Below are 18,804 nucleotides of genomic sequence, written 5' to 3' on the forward strand. Positions count from 1 at the left end.
ACACCCCCTTCCTGTTACCAGTTTAGGGATAGTAACAATTGAATTATACTATATATACACCTAAAATACTTATAATTCAAAATTCAAATATTTACGCTTCGTATTTTATTAAAAAGTGCTGTTTTTGTTGTAATTGTAATATTATAATCTAAAAACCATAATTAAATAAAGCAAAAGACGGTATTTTAGATCCCGTCTTTCTGTGTTCTAGATATAATTATTATTTTTCTAGTAACTAATATTATATATCTTAATGTGATTTATAATCTATTAGGTAATTTTCCATTTTTTTAAGTTCATCTAATTCAACAGTAATTTGTATACCGTCTATATTATCCTTTTCAAAATCGTCTTCTTCGTCAGCAGATAAAGCTAAATCAAATTTCATTCCTTCTTTTCCCAAAAAATTCAAAAGATTCAAACTTATCAATGAAAAATGACTATTATATAAAAATATAACTTTATTTTCTTTGACCATAATTTTTAATTCGTCAGGATTTACACCATAAAATTCTAACGTTCCTTTTATATGTTTTATATATCTATCTATCATGTAAACTCCTTTCTTTTAAAACATTTTCCAGTACAATATTACTGTACCAGTTACTAATGTAATGAAAATATTAGGAGGTTCTATGAACAAAATAAAAAAACTATTTCTCACAAGTATGCTATTAGTTGCATGTTTTATATTTATTCCAAAAGAATCTTTAGCTAGTGATTTTGCAGGAAGTAATGTTAATAATAATCAAATAGTGCCATATGCAACTGTAAGAACAGAAGGTGGATTTTCTAGATTAGATATATATGATGGAGGAAGAAGCGTAACTTGGAGTGCAAGGCCTAATACTGTGGAACCCTATACATTTAACGGATTAGTTTCAGTAACTTTTAAAGATAATACTACAAAGAGAACAGTAGTTAGTAAATCTGGCTCAGGAGGAGCTTCAGTTAGTGGAAGTTTATATTTTAATAAAAAAATAAAAGCAGCAAGCTTTGTAGGTGAAGCTCATACCACAGATAAGTTATATATAACATTACCATTATCCGAATCTTATAATTAAACAATATAAATATAAAAAAAAGAGGGTGTTATGAGCTGAACCCGTAAACACGGAATAACTTAATAATATTTTAAGCGGAGTGTAATCTGTAATCAATAGGTGACATTCCGTTTAATTTTGTCTTAATCCTGTCTTCGTTATACCATTTGATATATAATTCTATTTCTTTTCTTAATTTAATTTTAAATTTTTTGCGTATTTTGACATGAAAAACACCTCCATCCGTATTCCGGATTTTGGGGTTTCAGGTCATTTTCCTTGTCTTCTTCTTTATTTGCTATATAAAGGATCACTTAAATTTGAAAATTAAAGATGTATCTCTTATCCAAATCACTGTTATAAATATATAAGATTCTGTGGCCTTTTTTATCGATATTTTCTTGGTAGAAGTAAACAGTATTACTATCTTTTTCTAGTTCGGATATCGAATTTGACAAGATGTCATAATCTTCTATATACTACAAGTATTAAAAGTGGTATATATCTTTTTCTCTTAATCATCTTTTATTTTTCCATTTCTATGTTAACATTTATAGGTGTCAATACTTCCATCATTTACATAGCTAAGATATTTAATCGCAAAAGAAAGCGTTATCATATAGCTAAATTAAGCTATATTTTGATTATTTCTTTCTTTATTGTATCTTCTTAGGGTTTCATAGTTAATTCCCGTTTGTTTTGCTGCAAATCTTATAGAGTCACCACCATCTATAAGCTTAAATGCTAATTGAAGTTGGGGTGAGTCGGGTTTATACTTCTTTGTTCCACCTTTGTAGACTCCTTTAGCCTTAGCTAGCTCTATCCCTTGTCTTTGACGCTCTTTTATCCTCTTACGTTCAGACTCTGCAATGTACTTATAGATCTCAAGGATCATCGTGTTCATAAGCTTATTGATATTTTTATCATCAGTTTGAGTTAAAGGTAGGTTTAAGACCTCTAAAGTTGCTTCTTTTCTTTGGACTTCACTGATTATGAAGTCTAAGTCATCATAAGACCTGGATAGCCTATCAAGTTCAGCTACAACTACTACATCACCAAAATGAATAGTGTTAAGAAGCTCTTGTAATTGAGGTCTATCCTCTATGTTCTTACCAGACTCCTTTTCTATGTAAAACTTATCTATTTTAGCTTCTCTCATCAGCTCTTGTTGTCTATCTACTTTTTGTTCTTTCGAACTTACTCTAATATAACCAAATCTTGCCATAATTCTATCTCCTGTAAAAAACCTGTTGAGCCACCTGTTGTGACACTTACAAACATTATACTTTCAATGATTAGTTAATACCACTAACAGGCTACACCCTATTTAGTCGAAATATATAAAATAATATAACTTGTAATTTTTAATATATTGAATTCTTTGCTTAACTTGATTTGCTTCGGGTAGGTACTTAATAGACAATATTGAACAAAAAAGAAAGGCGCTCAATCATTTGAAAACGGAAAAGTATTCCAAATTAGAGGCTTTTCATATACTGGATCTTATAATCAATAAAATATAAATTTTACAATTACTGGAGGTATATATGAAAAATGCTTTTAAAGAAACATTAGTTGTTATGGGAGGAATTTTTGTAATAACTTTAATTTTAAATTTGTTTTTAAATAACATTAATTTTTACAATAAAAATGCAACTATAGCATATTTTGCATTTGGAGTTGTTTATTACTGTATAAAACATTTCACTAAATCTAAGCAATAATAATTTGAAGATAATAAAAGAGGGATTCGTTCCCTCTTTTATTATTAAGTTTCTCATAATTAATTCATTATGCTTAAAACACCTCATCTATTAAGTTAAATATAACCTTAATAATATAATCAAATTCAACATTTTCAACATATTTATTTTTGTTTTTATAATTTTCCCAACTTTTTAAGATTCTATCATTATTACCAATTAATTTTATAATATTAATAGCTTCATCTTTACTAATGTCAGTGTTTCTATATTTAAAAGTTAACAAACAAGCTTTTCTTAATTTATCAATATCTATTTCACTAGATTTATTTTTTATAATAATATATATATCATAAAAATCTTTCATTCTACTAGTTATTTCTGCTTTATCTATTATAGTTTGAAGTTTTTCAGCTATAACTGTTTCTAATGGATACAACTGTATTTCTATATTATCACCAAGTATTGTAGTATATTTGCTTAATTCAGGTACTGGATAAACAGGATCGCCTGTAGCTATATCAATTGAAAAAGTCTTTCTTATATTAGATAAATTACCTACTAGATAGAATTTTACTCCTCCGTATTTATCTTCAATTTTTATATCTTTGTGTTTATTTTTAACTTCAAACCAAACACCTTTTTTATCATTGTTAGATAAAATATCATCAAATATATTCTCAATATTTTCATAGTCAATATTAGTTCTTTTTACTAAAAAATCAATATCTCTAGTTGATCTATTTTCTATTCCTAGTGTATATGTTAAAAGCATTCCACCTTTAAGAGTAAAATTCTCCTTATATTTACTAATTGATAATAACTTTAAAAATTCATCAAAGAAAAATTTATCTAAAGCTAAATTATAATCAATATTGAGTTCATTTGATTTATTTCTTAGTCTACTAGTAACACTATCCTTATTCATAACTTATAACCTCTAGAATATCCTCTACTTTATCAGATATATTAAATATATCAGCATATTCTCTAAGTTTCCATATATTTTTTGACTTTTTTTTCATATAATAATGCCAAGCTTTTGAAAATATCTCAGAATCTTGATTTTTTCGATCTCTAACAAGATCACACATAGTCCTTTCCATATCATAAGAATAAACTGAATTTCCCATTTCTGTTTTTACTTCAGTAATTCCGATCTTGTACCATTCTTTTTTTATTTGATGTGATTTAACCCTATCTTTAATGCGCCAAGAATTATATCCCTGATATACTGTCACTTCATCAAAAAAGGGTAGTCTTTCTGTGAGATCGTGAAGATATAGAGCTGTTTGATAAGAATAGATACACACCTTATTTTGCAATTGAAAAAAATAAAGTTCATCATAATTATCAAAATCAGGATCAAAATAAACCCCTCTATTTACTCTTTCTATATATCCTTTTCGAACCATATCAGTCAAATACCAAGAATCAATATTATTTTTTGAAATTTCTTTTGATGAAACTATTCCATTATTTTTTTTTATTATTTTTTTTATTTTATCAACACTCATATTTTACTTCCTTTTGTGCTTTATTATATAATATTTAAAGCACAATTACAAGGAATTTATATGTAATAGACATATATATTCAATAAAAATAAGCAAAAAAAGAGGACTAACAAAGTCCTCTTTTTTTATCATAATACAAATATTTTTATTTCTTGACTATAAGAATCAATTATTTGTATATTTTATAGTTTTTAAATTTTTTATATCAATACATTAACTAATATAGCCAATATAATCATAAACACAAAACTCAAAGGTATTGTTTGGGCTATTAATTTATCAGCTTTAATTTTATCTAAACTTTTATTTGTCATATAGTAAGCTGCCAATGAGCTAATTGTAACTACCGTAAAAAACAAAGCTGAAAATACTATATCAAATTCTTTGATAAATATTCTAGATATCAAGAATATAAAAGTTGGAACGTATACATATGATGCAAACCAACCAAAAGATATATACTTGTTTTTTATGTTCATATTAATCACCTAATAAATATTATTTACAAGCAGATGAAACTGGTATCCAAGCTGCTCCTGTTGCTGCACCAGCGATTAAACCTGCAGGACCTCCAAATGCTAATCCGATCGCGCCACCATATATTGAAGATATTGCTACTCCAGATAGTCCTACTCCCCATTCACAAGCTGACGTTCTACTAACCTTATTCATACCCAAAATAGTTCCATCAGAATGAATTGCTTTACCATTTTCGTCAACTATTTTGTAGGCTTCATTACCATTGTTATCTTTTGCTGTTAGAGTATATGTGCCGTCAGCGTTATTTACTAATAAATAAGTTGTTATATGGTCTTGTCCTTCTTCTATCAGACCTACAGTATCATCACCAGTTACTTTTGTATAAGTTAAGCCATCGTAATTAAACTTTGAGTCGTCAACATTAAAACCTTTTGCTAAAAGTTCTTCTTTTATATTAGTATATTCATATTCGTTTTTATTGATATTTTGTTCCGTAGTATTGTTACTTTCTTCAGATGCATATGATTTAGTAGGCATTCCAATCAAAGATTGCATTCCTATAATCATCGCAGTTCCTAATGCTAACGTTTTCTTTAATTTCAAAAAATACTCCTTTCATTCCTTTATTATCCCCGTTCTTTATCTACCTACCCGATGGCTTATTAATTAAACATAAAATTTGAAATAAAGGTCTAAATATTTAGTTTTCAATATTTATTTTTTGAAAATATATGGTTTAATTCATCTTCAAAATCTAAATAATAAAAAATAGGAATTTTTTGGTTCATTTCATATCTTGGCATTTCTTATTTTTATTTTTATATAATTACTCGTCAATACCGTTTTTTCCATTGTAATCGGTGTTTTCTAAGTCTATCTTTTCCCAGCCACCAAACTTGTCAATATAAAGCTTTTTAAGCTGCTGATACTCTTCTTCACTTACTTGTCTAGTGTCATACTCACTATAGTAATAAAAAGCCTTGTTGGATTTCTCAAAGCTGTCTGAAGCTTCATCGTAGATCCAGTTATATTTTTCCTCAGGATAAGAGTCGTCTTCGACTTTTCTTCGATCATCAGAAAGTCATTGCCAAGAAGTTTTCCAAACTCCTTCTTCTCTTTTTTGCTCTTCTTTTTCTTTCCTCCTTTTTATTCTGTCTTCTTTAATCTTTTCTTTGTATTTATTTGTTAATGGTATAGTGCTTTTCACATTGAAGTATAACTATATTATAAAATCCTTTAAAATATCAACAAAATAAAGACTAGATTAAGTTCTAGTCTTTTCCTTTTAGCTAACCGATTTGTTGTTTCTATTCTATTTAAAATTTTGCAAGTAATCGCCTTAGGCTCCGCCCTGCTATTTCTAAGTCTTAGACTATAGCGAAAACGAAACGGAAGAATTAATCAAAGCTATTGTTTTGATTAATCGTAAGTGAAGTGATAGCGGAAGGCTATGTCTTAGAAATGTTTATTTTCCAAATAGTTTCTGGAAGAATGATTTCTTTTCTTCTGGTTCTTCATAGCTTGATTCATAGGTTTTAGTTTCAATTGTTTTACTCTCCAGCTCCTCTATCTTTTGATTAGCTAGGGCTAAAGATGCTGCAATGGTATTTGATTGATGAATTAATTCTGTAAGTTTATCGTTAGTTTCTTTGTAAAGATCCATAAACTTATCATTAAGCTTTTCTTTCTCATCAGATAAAACTTTATTCTTCTCTTCCAGCTTTGCTTTATCACTATTAAGTTCTACAATCTGACTTTGGTAATCTTCTTTTAGTTCGTTAATTAGTATTTCATAGTCAGCTCTTATTGATGCAATTTCTTCTTCTTTTTCTTCGATCTCATCGAATAGTCTTATGTTTGGATTTTTTCTTTTCTGTAAGTCTTCTAGAAGCTTAATTCCTTTATCATTAGGTTGATTGCGATCATTAAAAGCTTCATTGTATTCTTCTTCTGAAATAGACTCCTGCAACTCTTTTATATAGTTTGCAATGGTTACTGTAGAAGTATTTAATTTTTCTGATACTTCAGGTCTTGTGTAGTAAGTCATCTTATTATCCTTTATTTACCTTGTTCTAAACGAAAATCATAGTTAGCTTAATTATACATTAACTACAATTTAATTTCTATCTAATTAGACTCTAAGTAGGATTTAATTAAGAGGTATTGTTACGTTTTAATCTTAATTAATATATAACTACATACTAATTTTATATTTATTTATAGTTGATTAAGTAACCATTAACAACTTATTAAAGCACGCTTATAAAGTGTGAAAAATAGACAATAGGATGGTATAATAAAGGTAATTAATTAAGATTTAATTTGTATTAAATTTTAAAATAAATTATTAAAGGAGGCAAATTAAGATGGCAAGTAATACTACTAAAAGATCTACAAGGAATACACAAAGTAAACAAGCTGTAGAAATTATCGAAAACATTAAAGAGCTTTTTGGTTACGACTTATTCGACATGAACGATTATTCTTCATTTGTTAATTACGCTAAGAATACAAACTTTAATAAATTAGAAAATGAAAAACAATTTGAGTCGATGAAAGATGAACTTGAAACATTAAGAGAACTATTAAATGAAAATAAGAATCCATTAAATGGTTCATTAAAAAATGTTAATGAAAACAATAATAGTTATTAAAAAATAAAATAAGTGTCATAAAAAATCTCCTAGAGCATTAAGTTCTAGGATTTTTTTTATTGTGCTTATTTATCCAAATAAGCCTAATCTGGAGCTTGTATTTATTTACCAGATTGTTAATAGATATACGAGTAGATATTTCCGCTTTATTTATTGATGTCCATAAACTGTACTTTAAAAGTACCCTAAATGGACATCTATTAAATTATAGGATAATTTGATGTATCCAAAGTGGACATTTATGGTACACAAAATGGACATCACTAAAAACACCATAGGTGTGGTACACTTTATGGACAATAAAAGTACCCTAAGTGGACATGATGTGGATAGGATTTTATCAAAATTCAAGAAATTTTGATGGATCTTAACTAAAAAATCCAGAGATTTTTTTATAAAAAAGGGGTCGAGGGGTGGAACCCCCGCAAGCACTTTCACTGGCACAATTTTTTAGGAAAAACGCTAGTTTTTTAAATTGGGTGACAGTGATATTGCTTGCAGTATCTGATAAAAAGTAGTAAAATGATGGTGAAATTTAAAAATGGCCCACTTTAGTGAGACACAGTATCTTTTTAGCAGATACTCAACAAGATTATAAATAATAGTGATGTACCCTAAGAGGACATCATTTTTAAGATTATTTTATTAGACCAGGGGCTTAATAAAATCTTTAATTATTTATTTTTTACAAAAATAGTTTTTAGCTTTACTAAGAATTAGTTTATGAAATTACAGACAAACTTTTAGATAAACATTTTTCGGAGAAAAGAGTTTTTTGAATGCGTATTCAAATAATATGCAAGCAATGATCAAATCTAAAAGGAGAATAAGTATGGGTGAAAAACAAAATAGGACTAAAAAAATTTATGCTAGACTTACAGAAAAAGAGTTCGAAGAACTAGAAAAAAAGATTAATGATTCTAGGTATAATAGGTCTGATTATATTAGAAAAAAGTTAGAAGTTGAAGACAAAGTTTTAGAAGAAAAGATAGATGAGTCTATAAAAAGGGATGAAGAAATAAGAGAATTTATAAAGAATTATGACTTGTCTGAAGAGAAACTTATTAAGCTTTCTAACTCACTAGATGATTTAAAAGTTGAAGTAAATAATGTAGGAAATCTTATAAGACTTTACAATCCTTATTTAGAAGTTGGAGAAGATTTTTATAAAACAGATAAGCTTTATTTATCATATAAAGGTCTTGTAGATGAGTTAAAAAACATAGCTAACGAGGTGAGTATTTTATGGGAATTACAAAAATATTAAGTACCACCAGCTGCAAAAGAGTTATAGAATATTTGGAAAAAACTAAGTATGAAGACGCTGTTAGGAATGTAGGTTTTTGTTCTATAGGTATAAACTCTATGGATCCATACTCAAGCTTTTCAAGGATGCTTTCTAGCAAAGGTAAATTAAATGAAAACAGGAGGAGAAAAGGCAAAGAAGAAGTCGCCGAAGCCAAACATATTATCACTTCTTTTGCTATTGATGAGCTTAGACCAGATAGGCAAGGAGACGTAGAAAAGGCTCAAGAAATCATGCGAGAGCTTATGCTTAATGACTATAATGAGTACGGAGCAGCCAGCGTAGGCTACCTACAAACTGACAATGGTTTTATACATTTTCATAGATTATATCCTACTGTAACCGTTAATGGTAAAGGTTTAAAAGGTGATATATATAACTTCTATCATTGTGCCCATAAACTTGATAATGCTATGGAAAAGTATGGTGTAAATCAATCACTACCTACAATGAAAGAAAGGGTTGAAGGCTATGATAAAGGTGAGAAGTTAAAAGGCCCTAAGAAGAACAATAGGAACGAGATTAAAGCCTATATTGCAGGTGTTATTGATGAAGGTTTAAAGGATGTTAATATTAACTCTGAAGAGAAATATGTAGAGTATTTAGAGAGCAAAGATATTAGCTTAAACAAAAGAAAAAGAGTAGGGGATAGTCGAAAAGCAGGCTATGATATTTACGATTGGACTTATGAATATCACTATGTAGATAAAGGTCCTAAGCTTAAAGATAAAAGTATGAAAGTTAGGGCAAAACAGATTACAGATGAGAACGGTGAGAACATCTATACACCTGATCCAGTTAGCGAAAAGTTAAAGGATAACTTGATACAATTTAATAAAATAGCTGAAGAGAACAGAAGAAGACGTGAAGAAGAAGCTAGAAGAGAAGACGAAGAAATTAGAAGAAAAATTGAAGATAAAAATAAGAAATTTGAAGAAAGATACAAAAAGTTATTTGAAGACCAAAAAGCTAAAATGAAAGCTGAATCTGCAAGGTTTGCTAAACAATGGGATATAGAAGGAGAGCTTGCTAGGATAAGAGCTGAAAATAAAGCCAAATTAGAAGAAAAGTCTAAGATTGAACCTACAGAGCCTGTAGCCGTAGAAGATAGCAAAGACAAAGATGGCAACGGTGTGGATGATTATCATGAAGCACTTGTTAATAAAAGGGTTAGTGAAATAGAAGAGTTATCTAATCTTGATGAAGATCAGGTAGTTACTGAAGAAGACTTAATTGAAGAAGCTATAAAAGAAAAACCTAAAACGACTCATGTTAAAGCTGATTTAAATAGAAAAAGTCCAAAAAGGAAAAGTCCACCAACTAGAAGTGAGCTTAATGACTTTATGAGACGTGGAGCTGAATTAAACGCCCAATCAGAAGAAAAAGACGATGGTTACGAATATTAGCTAGATTTTTGTCTTCGTATTTTGCGTTCTAAGCGATTTTATTTTCTTAGGCATAGGATAGTATGCCTAATATAAAAGTCGTTTGAGAGTGATTGTGATTTGTAGAGCATTTTGGATAAAAAAAAGTAGGACTCGGAGTTAATTCCAAGTCCTTTTTTGTGTCTATTTTTTGTTCCATTCATACTCTAAATAACTATCTATTTGAGATATAAGTGAAGGATCTGCTTCAAAAGTATACTTTTCAGAGTACCAATAGCCTTCCATTAGTCCATAACGTGTATCTAAGTAGATGTTAGGGCCTCCAGATGATAGTAATATCCTAGATCCAAGGTACTCTTTATCATAATTAGAGTAGACTTCAATATCTAAAGGATCAGATATATCACCTTTTTCTAGTATTTCTTCATAAAAAGCCTTAACTTGAGATTTTAAGTATTCAAAGTTTCTGCCCATAATTTTATTCTCCTTATATTGTTAAAAATGATTGATTTCACAAGATTATTCGAAAAATTATGAAATAATTTTTTAATTATAAAAATGTGATTCAAAGCATTATAAAATACAGAACAAGGGATTGTGGATAACTTGACAAGTTTACTGTTTTGAGATACAATGTATTTAACACAGGTTTAACAATTGTGTTATAATAGTTTGCACTATTATAGGTAATATATTTGGGGGAGAAAATTTTATGGATGTAAAGGATATAGCACTACAAAATAAAACTGAAGCCTTAGGTTTAAGAATTACAAAAAGTGAAAAAGATTTTGTTGAAAAAGAAGCTAAAAAACGTGATACTTCAGTAACAAATCTTATAAGATCACTAATATTAGATTGTATGGTTGAAGCTGATAGAAATAGTGCAAACTAATATTTAAAACAATCAAGATAGAATGGCGTGGATGGGAGCGTGTAAAATACAAATAGTAGGTGAACCCCGTTTGTGGCGTATAGGGCCTTTCTTAATCCTATCGGGAAACCATAAACTGCTATGAAGAAAAGTTTAGAAGGAAACTAAAAATAGACAAAAAAATAGACCTAGATTTTAAACCTAGATCCACCTTTTTGGAATTTGTTTTTGTTGTTACCTATATCATACAACTAAAACAGTTAAATGTCAAGAGTTTTAGACGTTTAACAGGTGAATTATTGGGCAAGAGACTATCTATTTTATAATCTGTTTTGAACAAAATTAAATATGAGTGAAATTTCATTAAGAAATCTTCCAGAGCTGGATGAATCTAACAGGAACAACACTTTATATAGTAGAGCTTGTTCTTATAAATCTAGGGGGATGAACGATTATGAGATGGAAGAAGCGATTAGAAGGGATAACGAGCAAAGTTTTGTAGAGCCATTAGGTGAAAGCGAGCTTAAACGCTTGATAAAATCGGCTTCTAAAATGGAACAAGGAGTTCCATACAGCTCAAATTACAATAAAAAATCAAATAAAGCACCAGATATTGAAAGTGTTTTTGATAATATTGTAGAAATAAATGAAGGTTTAAGTTTTTCTGAAAATGAAGAGAAGAAGACAAAACCTAAAAAAGACTCTGAAAAAGAATGGATCCCTGTAAAAGACTACATTTACACTGATGAAAACGGGCTTCCAATCTTTAAAAAGAAAAGATATAAAATAATAGATAAAGAAACTGGTGAAGTTAGCAAGGCTACACCTTTTGAAGACCTTATTAACAAAAGAAAGAACTTAGATGAGCTTACAGATGAACAAAAGGCTACATTATACAATAGGGTCGGAATAGAAGAAGCTAAAAAAGAAGGTAAAGCCATCTATATCACTGAAGGTGAAAAAGATGCTGATACCTTAATTGCAGCTGGTCTAATAGCTACTTGCTTAAAGAGTCCAAGCGAAAAGATAAAAAATTATCACTTAAAGCAATTAGAAGGTATTAAAGAAGCCTATATCTTGCCTGACAAGGATAAACCAGGAGTTACAAACGCTTTTAAACTACACCAAAGCATTAAGAGTACTATAACAGATATAAAAGTACTTGTTTGGAATGATGAGGATATAAAGGCTGATCCAGAAAGTAAAGAGTTTGCTAAATGGGATATTACAGATCAGAAGGAAGCTTGTAACTACACAAATGAAGAGCTTTTAGAGTTTATTGAAAATAATTCTTTTAAAGAGTTCCCTCACAAGTATTTAGATTTAATAGATAATAGAATATCTGATTTAACTACTAAGGAAATAACCAAAGAATTAAAAATAAAGGGTTTGCAATGGAAATCTGAAAATAAAGATAACAAAGGAATACCTGCTAGAGCTATAGCACGAATCCTTAGAGAAACTTGTTATTTTATTCTTCTAGGATATAAATCTGATAGAGCTCCATTAGCAGTTTATGATACAGAAAGTGGTATTTATATTACTTCAAAAAGACATATGAATATGTTAATTCAAGCTGTTGAAGAAGTAACAATAAATAAACAAAAAGAAGTTTACAACCAATTAATTACTGAGTTATACAAAGAAAATCAATTTAAGCAACCTTTTTCAGATAAAGATTACAGTTTATTTAAGAATGGCGTATATAATCACAAAACAAGGAAGCTAGAAAGCTTTACTCCAAGAAAAGTATTCTTATCGAGGATAAATACTAATCATAACCCTAATGCCGAAGAACCAGTATTTGATGACTGGAGTTTTTCTGAATGGATGGATCAAATCACTAAAGGTGATTATAAAAAGTCATTACAGATATGGCAATTATTTGGAACGGTGATAAGACCTAACTATAACAATAAAACATCCTTTTTTATATACGATGAGAAGAATAATACTGGTAAATCAACATTTTTAAGGCTTTTACTTAATTTAGTAGGAGAAGAAAACACAAGCGCTTTAGACTTATCGCAAATGGAAGAACGATTTGCACCAAGTACTGCTGAAAACAAAGCTTTAATCATTGGGGATGACAATGATAGACAATACAATATAGCCAAGAGTAACAACTTTAAAAGAATGGTAGCTGGCGAGTACATGAATGTTGAACAAAAAGGAAAAGACGGCTATCAAACTAAGTTTAATACTACAATAGTGCAATCTATGAATGGTTTACCTGATTTTAAAACTGTTGATAAAGGGTTACTGTCTAGAATTGTAATTATAAGATTTGATTATCAGTTTAGTATTGATGAAAAAAATACTAATGTAAAAGACAAATACATCGAAAATGAACAGCTTTTAGAATATATAGCTTATAAAGCTATTGATGTTGATATAGATAACATTGTAAGAACTAGAGAAAACGAAGAGCTTTTACACCAATTAGAAACAAGTTCAGACCCTGTAAAAGCCTTTTATAATGAAGTAGTTACAAAGATAATAAGAAAGAGTAGACAAGTTCCTCCTTTGATATTGTTTAAAATTTTCAACAACTGGACTGAATTTGTTTTAAGAAAAAATATCACTCTAGATCAAAAAGCATTTACAACAAGAATAAAAGAATTCTTTGAAGATGATGGCTGGACTTACAAAAATAGTAGGCTTAGTGATGATGTTTGTATGGAAGAGTTAATTGATGGCTGGCTTGAAGTTAGAGAATACGATGTCGATACAGCAGCAGCACCTGCAACAGAGAAAAATAATTTAAAATTATTTGAACAGTCTTATCTAAGAAAAATAAGAGAGCGCAAACAAGAAAAATGCTTTATAGGTGATCCTTTAATCTTCAAGAAACGAGAAGAAGAAGAGGAAAGACGACTAGATTTAGAGTATGGAAATACAAAAGATGAAAATAGCATATTTTAATGTAAAAATAAAACCACCGTTTTAAATCGGTGGTTCTTTTTTTTTGTCTAAAACAATAAAAATTTGTTACTCTCAAGGTAACAAATTATATTGTTGGAATTTCAACACTTGTAAGCCGTATCTAATATTTTGTTACCTTCATGTTACTCTCAATTTTACTGTAGGTAACACGTCTAATCATTGAAATTCCAAGGTTTATCTAAGTCTTGTTACCTTGTTACTCTCATTTTTATATTCTTAGATATAAAATAGGTTAAAAACTTGTTTTAAATTATAAAATAATAAAAAATATAGTAGGAAATCTGATTTTAAGGTAACGAAGGTAACAAACTTATTTTATCTTCTCCAATCGTTGATATATCAACATCTTTTTTGTTACCTAACTTGTTACTCTCAAGGTAACAGTAGGTAACAAATCGATGTTTGAGAGTAACAAATTAGATTTTATCGAATTATTCTTGTTTTTTTTACACTTGTCTCTAATGAAAGTAACAATAAACCAATTTAAAAACTAAAACCCTATAACCAATTTTCAATTTGTAGGTTCTTTCATACTATCTGTAAGCTCTTAGAACTATCTGATAGTAACTAAACCTATAGACCACTTTCCTACACTAATAACTGGTATACATATTATCTTTTTTTGTTGGATCTGGTGTCATTTTTGTTTGTACTTTTAGTTTTAATTAATAAATGACACCGAAGGCTAAACTTATTGTAAAATCAACATTAAAGCTATATAAAAGAGTAAACAACACTCACATTCTCTTGTATCTTCTTACATTGTCTTACTTTTTATTTTCTACAAAAACATTAACTACAATTACATTTACATTAACTTCTGCACCAGCTAAAACCTTTATAAGCTTAACCCCCTTTCTAAACATTTTTAATATATTCACTTACTACACCTCCTAGTGGATCTAATGATTTACTTATTATCCATCTATCTAAATCATAGCAGCATTTTCACAAAACCAAAGTTAAACTTACATATGTATAGATATACCAAAAGTGGTATAAAAAATACATATACTTTAATAGTATTTTAAATATATTAAACTTTTACTTGTATTATTTAAACTTTTATGATATAATAAAGGTGTAACAAGTAATTTAAATAAAATTTTTCTTTATTGTTTTCTAATATTTCGAAATATAGAAAAACAAGGAGAAAATATGAACAAAAAATTAAATAGAAAAGTATTTTCTAGTGTTTTAGCTTTAAGTTTTGTTTTCGGTGGTGTAGTTACACCTATAAACAAAAGTTTTAATGCTAATCATAATGTAGCTTATGCCGATAGTCTTTACGATATACCTTTAACTCATGGTTTTATTAGAACTGAAACTTTAGAAAAAGAAGGTTATGAGTTTGTTTCTATGTTACCTGATACAGATTATAGTGATCAACATCATACTTTGGAGGTTCAAAATGGTAAAATTTCTTATCTCGAGGCTTATCATGGTGGTGGTATGAAATCTCTTCCTGATAAGGGTTATGCTTGTGATACTTTTGGCACCTATACACAATCTGCAAATTTTTTAAGACAGCACGGTTATGAAGTTAGGCAAGAAGAGCTTATTCTTAGTGATGTTACAGCTGTATATAAAGCACCTCATGTTCTAATTTGGAATAAGATAAAAAAAGATAGCGAAGAAAATACACTATCAGTTAAAAATCTAACAGTAGATTTAAATAAAACTCCATCAGCAGAGGATGCTGTAACTAATAAAAAATCTCATCCAAGCAATATGACTTATATTTTTACTTCATCAGTAGATACATCTACTCCAGGAGAGAAGAAAACTTCAGTTAAGGCTATATTTCCAGATGGAAGTTCTTTGATTAAACCTATAAGTATAACAGTTAAAGATACAAGAAAAGATAAAGAAAAATACACATTAAAAGGTAAAATTCAAAAAATAGTAGATGGTGAAACACCAGATCCAAAAGGAAATATAGCAAATTTATCAGATCAACCTAAAGGTACTACTTATGAATATGCTGAAACACCTGATGTTTCATTACCAGAAAATTCTGATTCTAAAACAGTTTCTGTATCAATTAAAGCTATCTATCCTGATGGGTCTTTTAATACTTTAGATTCTTCAGTTAGCGTAAGAGCTGCGAAACTTGGTAAGGAAATTTTAGATGAAGATGCATGGAAAGCTTTATCTGAAGCAGAACGTAAAAAGTTTGCTGAAGTTAAATTTGTAGATTCTAAAAGAAATCCTATAAGTTCTAGAGTCTATGTTAAAAAAGGTGTTATGTTGCGTGAAGGTCTTGTTAAAGCACCTAATACACTAGCTGGAAAAAAAGGTTACGAGATTTCAGGTTGGAAATTAGACAAATAAATAATTAATCAATTTAAAAGACTTAGGTTTTAATTCCTAAGTCTTTTTTTCAATCATTTTTAATTATCTTTCCAGTATCTAAGACCCGTAAAGCTCTATATCTAAAAATTTAGGTACATCTTCATTTCTAATTTTATACACATCATCCTTGTTCTTTGCTTTGTCCATTTTATCATATAGAATCTTTTTGTGTTCATCGTCATTAATCACTTGTTCTATATACTCTGACACATATCCTTTAGCTCTATTTAGAGACTCTTGTTTAGCACTTTCATCAAAGTGTGGAAATATTATTGCAGTTATCAGTCCTAATATTATAGCCCATTTACATGTCTTTCTTACAAAAGCGTGCAGTATTGGAGATTGAAAACCTAATCCTAGGAAGAAAGAAACGACTCTACATGCAAGCATTGGAATACCTACAATCATAACATAGGTTGAAAAAATACCTGGAATACCATCGGCAAGACCTGAACCTAACATCATAAGCCATACTACAAAGCATATCGCGAACAAGATCCTTGGGAATAGTAGTATCAATAAATTCATTTTAAACTCCTTATAAATTATCTTATAATTATAATATAATTTAATTGAATTATTGTAAACTAAATATGAAAAATTGATGAATATACCTAAAATAATTTAAAAAACTTAGAAAATTAAGGTGACCCCAAAAAGTTGGACCTAACATCAGACATAGATTTATATTTATGTCTGATGTTTTTGTTTGTAATTTCCCCTAGGGGAAAGTCGATTTCTAAGCTGCATACTTTCTTCTATATTCTACTGGTGATAAGTATCCTAATTTTTCTTTTATTCTTTCTTCATTGTAGTATTTGATGTACGTATCTATGGCTTGCTTTAGTTGTTCATAGGATTTGTAAGTTTGACCATAATACATTTCTTGTTTTAATATTCCAAAGAAGTTTTCCATTGGAGCATTATCTAAGCAATTCCCTTTTCTTGACATACTTTGGCTTATTCCATATTCTTTAAGTATTTTTGTATATTGTTTTATCTGGTATCCCCATCCTTGATCTGAATGAAATATTCTTTCTTTGCATTCACTTGTTATCTTGATTGCTTCTTTTAATGGGTCTAAGATCGCCTGCATTGTCGGTCTTTTGCTTATGGAATATGATATTATTTCACTATTATACATATCTAAAAACGCATTTAAGTACAGTTTACCTATTCTCGTATTACCTTTATCATCAGTAGTGTAATATTTAAATTCTGATGTATCTGTTGTTATCTTTTGATACGGTTTTACTGATTTAAAATTACGTTTTATTAAGTTATCTGATAACTTTCCTATGTGTCCTTTATATGATGAATACTTAGATTTTCTTCCAAAGCTTTTAACCTGTAGTTTTAGCTTCTGAACTAATCTTTGTACTTTCTTTTTGTTTATGACTATTCCATGATTTCTTAATTGACCATATATTCTACGATAACCATAGTTTTTATGATTAGCTCTAATATTTAATATTTTTTCTTCTAATTCAGCATCTTTGTTAGTTCTATCAAATCTTTTTTGCCAATACATATATGTTGATTTTGGAAAGTTGAATTTATTTAGTAAATCTTTCAATTTGTATTTTGGTCTAAGTTCGTGTATTATTCTAGCTATTTCTTCTTTTTGAGTTTGCCCTTTTGTCTCAATTCTTTCTTTTTTTTTAAGAAATCTACTTCCATTTGTAGCCAATACACTTGATCTTCTAATTCTTTGATTCTATCTTGTTCTTCTGGTTTATATTCCTTATCTATTGATTTACTAGTCTTCTTATCTTCATTATTAGTCATATTTGAAGGCCTTCCTCGTTTTTTTGGTTCTAGTCCTTCAATTCCATACTTTCTATACTTTAAAACCCAAGTACATATCATAGCTGGATTTGTTATACCTAAATCATTAGCTAAGTCTTGATAGGACGTTTCACCTGTTAAATACAACTTTACTGCATTTCTTTTAAATTCTGTAGAATATGTTTGTTTTTTCCTAGATCTTTTTAAACCATCATAACCTAGTATTTGATATGCGTTTACCCATACTCTTATTTGAGATTCATCAGGTATGTTGAATAATTTAGCTAAAGACTCATAACTTTCGTTACCTTCTAAGTATCTTTTAACTACTTCATACTTGAATTCTGTGCTATATTTTGCCATAAAAAACTGACCTCCTTAAGTTGGTTGGTCCAACTTTAAGGGGTCAGTTCAAAATTACTTCTAAGTCTTTTTTTATTTTATATTAATTGCTTGGGACTATTATTTCGGAATCTTCTGGAACATCACTCATAAAGAAAGTATATAAAGTACTATTTAGGCTTGTATTTATCTACTTTAGGCTGTATAATGTGAGTGACTAAAAGAATAGAGTTCGACCATGTTGGACACACAAAAAGACTGGAGTTGCAGCTCCAGTCTTTTTTATTAGGTTAGTTACTATCTTGATCTTCGTTTCCATCTAACCATTTGCAAATGTAGTGACTAAGTACACCTGCCATAACAGAAACTGAAAAAGAATAGAATAGGTCTATGAATATATCGACCATGTCGATC

At 29.0% G+C, this 18,804-nt stretch carries 20 protein-coding genes; 8 read left to right on the forward strand and 12 right to left on the reverse strand.

The window, feature by feature from the left end; translation table 11 throughout:
- Window positions 1–250 precede the first annotated feature (250 nt).
- On the reverse strand, window positions 251–553 hold the full coding sequence (locus tag ACF3NF_RS07800) for a hypothetical protein (protein WP_394024474.1): 303 nt from the start codon (window positions 551–553) through the stop codon (window positions 251–253).
- An 82-nt stretch (window positions 554–635) separates the two neighbouring features.
- Between ACF3NF_RS07800 and ACF3NF_RS07805 the strand changes: the two genes are divergently transcribed.
- Window positions 636–1,064 carry a hypothetical protein gene (locus tag ACF3NF_RS07805; protein ID WP_394024476.1) on the forward strand — a complete coding sequence of 143 codons (429 nt, stop codon included), beginning with the start codon at window positions 636–638 and terminating at the stop codon, window positions 1,062–1,064.
- A 70-nt stretch (window positions 1,065–1,134) separates the two neighbouring features.
- Here ACF3NF_RS07805 and ACF3NF_RS07810 read toward each other — a convergent pair whose 3' ends face one another.
- Both ACF3NF_RS07810 and ACF3NF_RS07815 read right to left on the reverse strand, forming a co-directional pair.
- Window positions 1,135–1,299 (reverse strand): IS3 family transposase, encoded by a 165-nt coding sequence (locus ACF3NF_RS07810; RefSeq protein ID WP_394024511.1) that lies wholly within the window; start codon window positions 1,297–1,299, stop codon window positions 1,135–1,137.
- Between the two features lie 372 nt (window positions 1,300–1,671).
- Window positions 1,672–2,268 (reverse strand): recombinase family protein, encoded by a 597-nt coding sequence (locus tag ACF3NF_RS07815; protein WP_394024478.1) that lies wholly within the window; start codon window positions 2,266–2,268, stop codon window positions 1,672–1,674.
- A gap of 322 nt (window positions 2,269–2,590) precedes the next feature.
- Between ACF3NF_RS07815 and ACF3NF_RS07820 the strand changes: the two genes are divergently transcribed.
- Window positions 2,591–2,767, forward strand: a complete 177-nt coding sequence (locus tag ACF3NF_RS07820; RefSeq protein ID WP_394024480.1) for a hypothetical protein — start codon at window positions 2,591–2,593, stop codon at window positions 2,765–2,767.
- A 73-nt stretch (window positions 2,768–2,840) separates the two neighbouring features.
- Here ACF3NF_RS07820 and ACF3NF_RS07825 read toward each other — a convergent pair whose 3' ends face one another.
- The 5 genes from ACF3NF_RS07825 to ACF3NF_RS07845 form a co-directional block, all read right to left on the reverse strand.
- Complete coding sequence (locus ACF3NF_RS07825) at window positions 2,841–3,674, reverse strand: nucleotidyl transferase AbiEii/AbiGii toxin family protein (protein ID WP_394024482.1); 834 nt, start codon at window positions 3,672–3,674, stop codon at window positions 2,841–2,843.
- Window positions 3,667–4,263 (reverse strand): type IV toxin-antitoxin system AbiEi family antitoxin domain-containing protein, encoded by a 597-nt coding sequence (locus tag ACF3NF_RS07830; protein ID WP_394024483.1) that lies wholly within the window; start codon window positions 4,261–4,263, stop codon window positions 3,667–3,669. The genes ACF3NF_RS07825 and ACF3NF_RS07830 overlap by 8 nt, the downstream gene beginning before the upstream one ends.
- 200 nt (window positions 4,264–4,463) lie before the next feature.
- Window positions 4,464–4,742: a hypothetical protein gene (locus tag ACF3NF_RS07835; RefSeq protein WP_394024485.1), complete on the reverse strand. Its 279-nt coding sequence runs from the start codon at window positions 4,740–4,742 to the stop codon at window positions 4,464–4,466.
- A 19-nt stretch (window positions 4,743–4,761) separates the two neighbouring features.
- Window positions 4,762–5,310, reverse strand: coding sequence for a hypothetical protein (locus ACF3NF_RS07840; RefSeq protein WP_394024487.1), 549 nt, complete (start codon window positions 5,308–5,310; stop codon window positions 4,762–4,764).
- 898 nt (window positions 5,311–6,208) lie between these two features.
- Window positions 6,209–6,790, reverse strand: coding sequence for a hypothetical protein (locus ACF3NF_RS07845; protein ID WP_394024489.1), 582 nt, complete (start codon window positions 6,788–6,790; stop codon window positions 6,209–6,211).
- A 319-nt stretch (window positions 6,791–7,109) separates the two neighbouring features.
- On the opposite strand from ACF3NF_RS07845, the gene ACF3NF_RS07850 reads away from it, so the two are divergent.
- The 3 genes from ACF3NF_RS07850 to ACF3NF_RS07860 all read left to right on the forward strand — a co-directional run bounded on the left by ACF3NF_RS07850 (window position 7,110) and on the right by ACF3NF_RS07860 (window position 10,109).
- Entirely contained in the window at window positions 7,110–7,397 is a 288-nt protein-coding gene (locus tag ACF3NF_RS07850; protein WP_394024491.1) for a hypothetical protein, read from the forward strand.
- Between the two features lie 832 nt (window positions 7,398–8,229).
- Window positions 8,230–8,664 carry a hypothetical protein gene (locus ACF3NF_RS07855; protein WP_394024493.1) on the forward strand — a complete coding sequence of 145 codons (435 nt, stop codon included), beginning with the start codon at window positions 8,230–8,232 and terminating at the stop codon, window positions 8,662–8,664.
- Window positions 8,643–10,109, forward strand: coding sequence for a hypothetical protein (locus tag ACF3NF_RS07860; protein WP_394024495.1), 1,467 nt, complete (start codon window positions 8,643–8,645; stop codon window positions 10,107–10,109). The genes ACF3NF_RS07855 and ACF3NF_RS07860 overlap by 22 nt, the downstream gene beginning before the upstream one ends.
- 162 nt (window positions 10,110–10,271) lie before the next feature.
- Here the strand turns inward: ACF3NF_RS07860 and ACF3NF_RS07865 are convergent, their stop codons facing one another.
- Window positions 10,272–10,562, reverse strand: a complete 291-nt coding sequence (locus ACF3NF_RS07865) for a hypothetical protein (RefSeq protein ID WP_394024497.1) — start codon at window positions 10,560–10,562, stop codon at window positions 10,272–10,274.
- Window positions 10,563–10,800: 238 nt separating this feature from the next.
- On the opposite strand from ACF3NF_RS07865, the gene ACF3NF_RS07870 reads away from it, so the two are divergent.
- From ACF3NF_RS07870 to ACF3NF_RS07880, 3 genes are all read left to right on the forward strand, one after another.
- Window positions 10,801–10,980: a hypothetical protein gene (locus ACF3NF_RS07870; RefSeq protein WP_394024499.1), complete on the forward strand. Its 180-nt coding sequence runs from the start codon at window positions 10,801–10,803 to the stop codon at window positions 10,978–10,980.
- Window positions 10,981–11,307: 327 nt separating this feature from the next.
- The gene (locus ACF3NF_RS07875; protein WP_394024501.1) at window positions 11,308–13,884 is read left to right on the forward strand and encodes a phage/plasmid primase, P4 family; all 2,577 of its coding nucleotides are present in this window, start codon (window positions 11,308–11,310) and stop codon (window positions 13,882–13,884) included.
- Window positions 13,885–15,063: 1,179 nt separating this feature from the next.
- On the forward strand, window positions 15,064–16,239 hold the full coding sequence (locus tag ACF3NF_RS07880) for a Rib/alpha-like domain-containing protein (RefSeq protein WP_394024503.1): 1,176 nt from the start codon (window positions 15,064–15,066) through the stop codon (window positions 16,237–16,239).
- 78 nt (window positions 16,240–16,317) lie between these two features.
- Here the strand turns inward: ACF3NF_RS07880 and ACF3NF_RS07885 are convergent, their stop codons facing one another.
- The 3 genes from ACF3NF_RS07885 to ACF3NF_RS07895 all read right to left on the reverse strand — a co-directional run bounded on the left by ACF3NF_RS07885 (window position 16,318) and on the right by ACF3NF_RS07895 (window position 18,411).
- Complete coding sequence (locus ACF3NF_RS07885) at window positions 16,318–16,725, reverse strand: hypothetical protein (protein WP_394024505.1); 408 nt, start codon at window positions 16,723–16,725, stop codon at window positions 16,318–16,320.
- Window positions 16,726–16,999: 274 nt separating this feature from the next.
- Window positions 17,000–17,950, reverse strand: a complete 951-nt coding sequence (locus ACF3NF_RS07890; protein ID WP_394024507.1) for an IS3 family transposase — start codon at window positions 17,948–17,950, stop codon at window positions 17,000–17,002.
- A complete protein-coding gene (locus ACF3NF_RS07895) occupies window positions 17,872–18,411 on the reverse strand; it encodes a transposase (RefSeq protein ID WP_394024509.1) in 540 nt (179 codons plus the stop codon). The genes ACF3NF_RS07890 and ACF3NF_RS07895 overlap by 79 nt, the downstream gene beginning before the upstream one ends.
- Between the last annotated feature and the right edge of the window lie 393 nt (window positions 18,412–18,804).

This window comes from Anaerococcus martiniensis (assembly GCF_043187485.1).
In the GTDB taxonomy this organism is placed as follows: Bacteria; Bacillota; Clostridia; order Tissierellales; family Peptoniphilaceae; genus Anaerococcus; species Anaerococcus martiniensis.

Coding starts and splice junctions, on each gene's coding strand:
- ACF3NF_RS07850 (WP_394024491.1), top strand. CDS start 7,110: ATGGCAAGTAATACTACTAAAAGATCTACAAGGAATACACAAAGTAAA.
- ACF3NF_RS07885 (WP_394024505.1), bottom strand. CDS start 16,725: ATGATGTTAGGTTCAGGTCTTGCCGATGGTATTCCAGGTATTTTTTCA.
- ACF3NF_RS07830 (WP_394024483.1), bottom strand. CDS start 4,263: ATGAGTGTTGATAAAATAAAAAAAATAATAAAAAAAAATAATGGAATA.
- ACF3NF_RS07800 (WP_394024474.1), bottom strand. CDS start 553: ATGATAGATAGATATATAAAACATATAAAAGGAACGTTAGAATTTTAT.
- ACF3NF_RS07835 (WP_394024485.1), bottom strand. CDS start 4,742: ATGAACATAAAAAACAAGTATATATCTTTTGGTTGGTTTGCATCATAT.
- ACF3NF_RS07895 (WP_394024509.1), bottom strand. CDS start 18,411: ATGGCAAAATATAGCACAGAATTCAAGTATGAAGTAGTTAAAAGATAC.
- ACF3NF_RS07815 (WP_394024478.1), bottom strand. CDS start 2,268: ATGGCAAGATTTGGTTATATTAGAGTAAGTTCGAAAGAACAAAAAGTA.
- ACF3NF_RS07845 (WP_394024489.1), bottom strand. CDS start 6,790: ATGACTTACTACACAAGACCTGAAGTATCAGAAAAATTAAATACTTCT.
- ACF3NF_RS07820 (WP_394024480.1), top strand. CDS start 2,591: ATGAAAAATGCTTTTAAAGAAACATTAGTTGTTATGGGAGGAATTTTT.
- ACF3NF_RS07865 (WP_394024497.1), bottom strand. CDS start 10,562: ATGGGCAGAAACTTTGAATACTTAAAATCTCAAGTTAAGGCTTTTTAT.
- ACF3NF_RS07855 (WP_394024493.1), top strand. CDS start 8,230: ATGGGTGAAAAACAAAATAGGACTAAAAAAATTTATGCTAGACTTACA.
- ACF3NF_RS07875 (WP_394024501.1), top strand. CDS start 11,308: ATGAGTGAAATTTCATTAAGAAATCTTCCAGAGCTGGATGAATCTAAC.
- ACF3NF_RS07805 (WP_394024476.1), top strand. CDS start 636: ATGAACAAAATAAAAAAACTATTTCTCACAAGTATGCTATTAGTTGCA.
- ACF3NF_RS07825 (WP_394024482.1), bottom strand. CDS start 3,674: ATGAATAAGGATAGTGTTACTAGTAGACTAAGAAATAAATCAAATGAA.
- ACF3NF_RS07840 (WP_394024487.1), bottom strand. CDS start 5,310: ATGATTATAGGAATGCAATCTTTGATTGGAATGCCTACTAAATCATAT.
- ACF3NF_RS07860 (WP_394024495.1), top strand. CDS start 8,643: ATGGGAATTACAAAAATATTAAGTACCACCAGCTGCAAAAGAGTTATA.
- ACF3NF_RS07870 (WP_394024499.1), top strand. CDS start 10,801: ATGGATGTAAAGGATATAGCACTACAAAATAAAACTGAAGCCTTAGGT.
- ACF3NF_RS07880 (WP_394024503.1), top strand. CDS start 15,064: ATGAACAAAAAATTAAATAGAAAAGTATTTTCTAGTGTTTTAGCTTTA.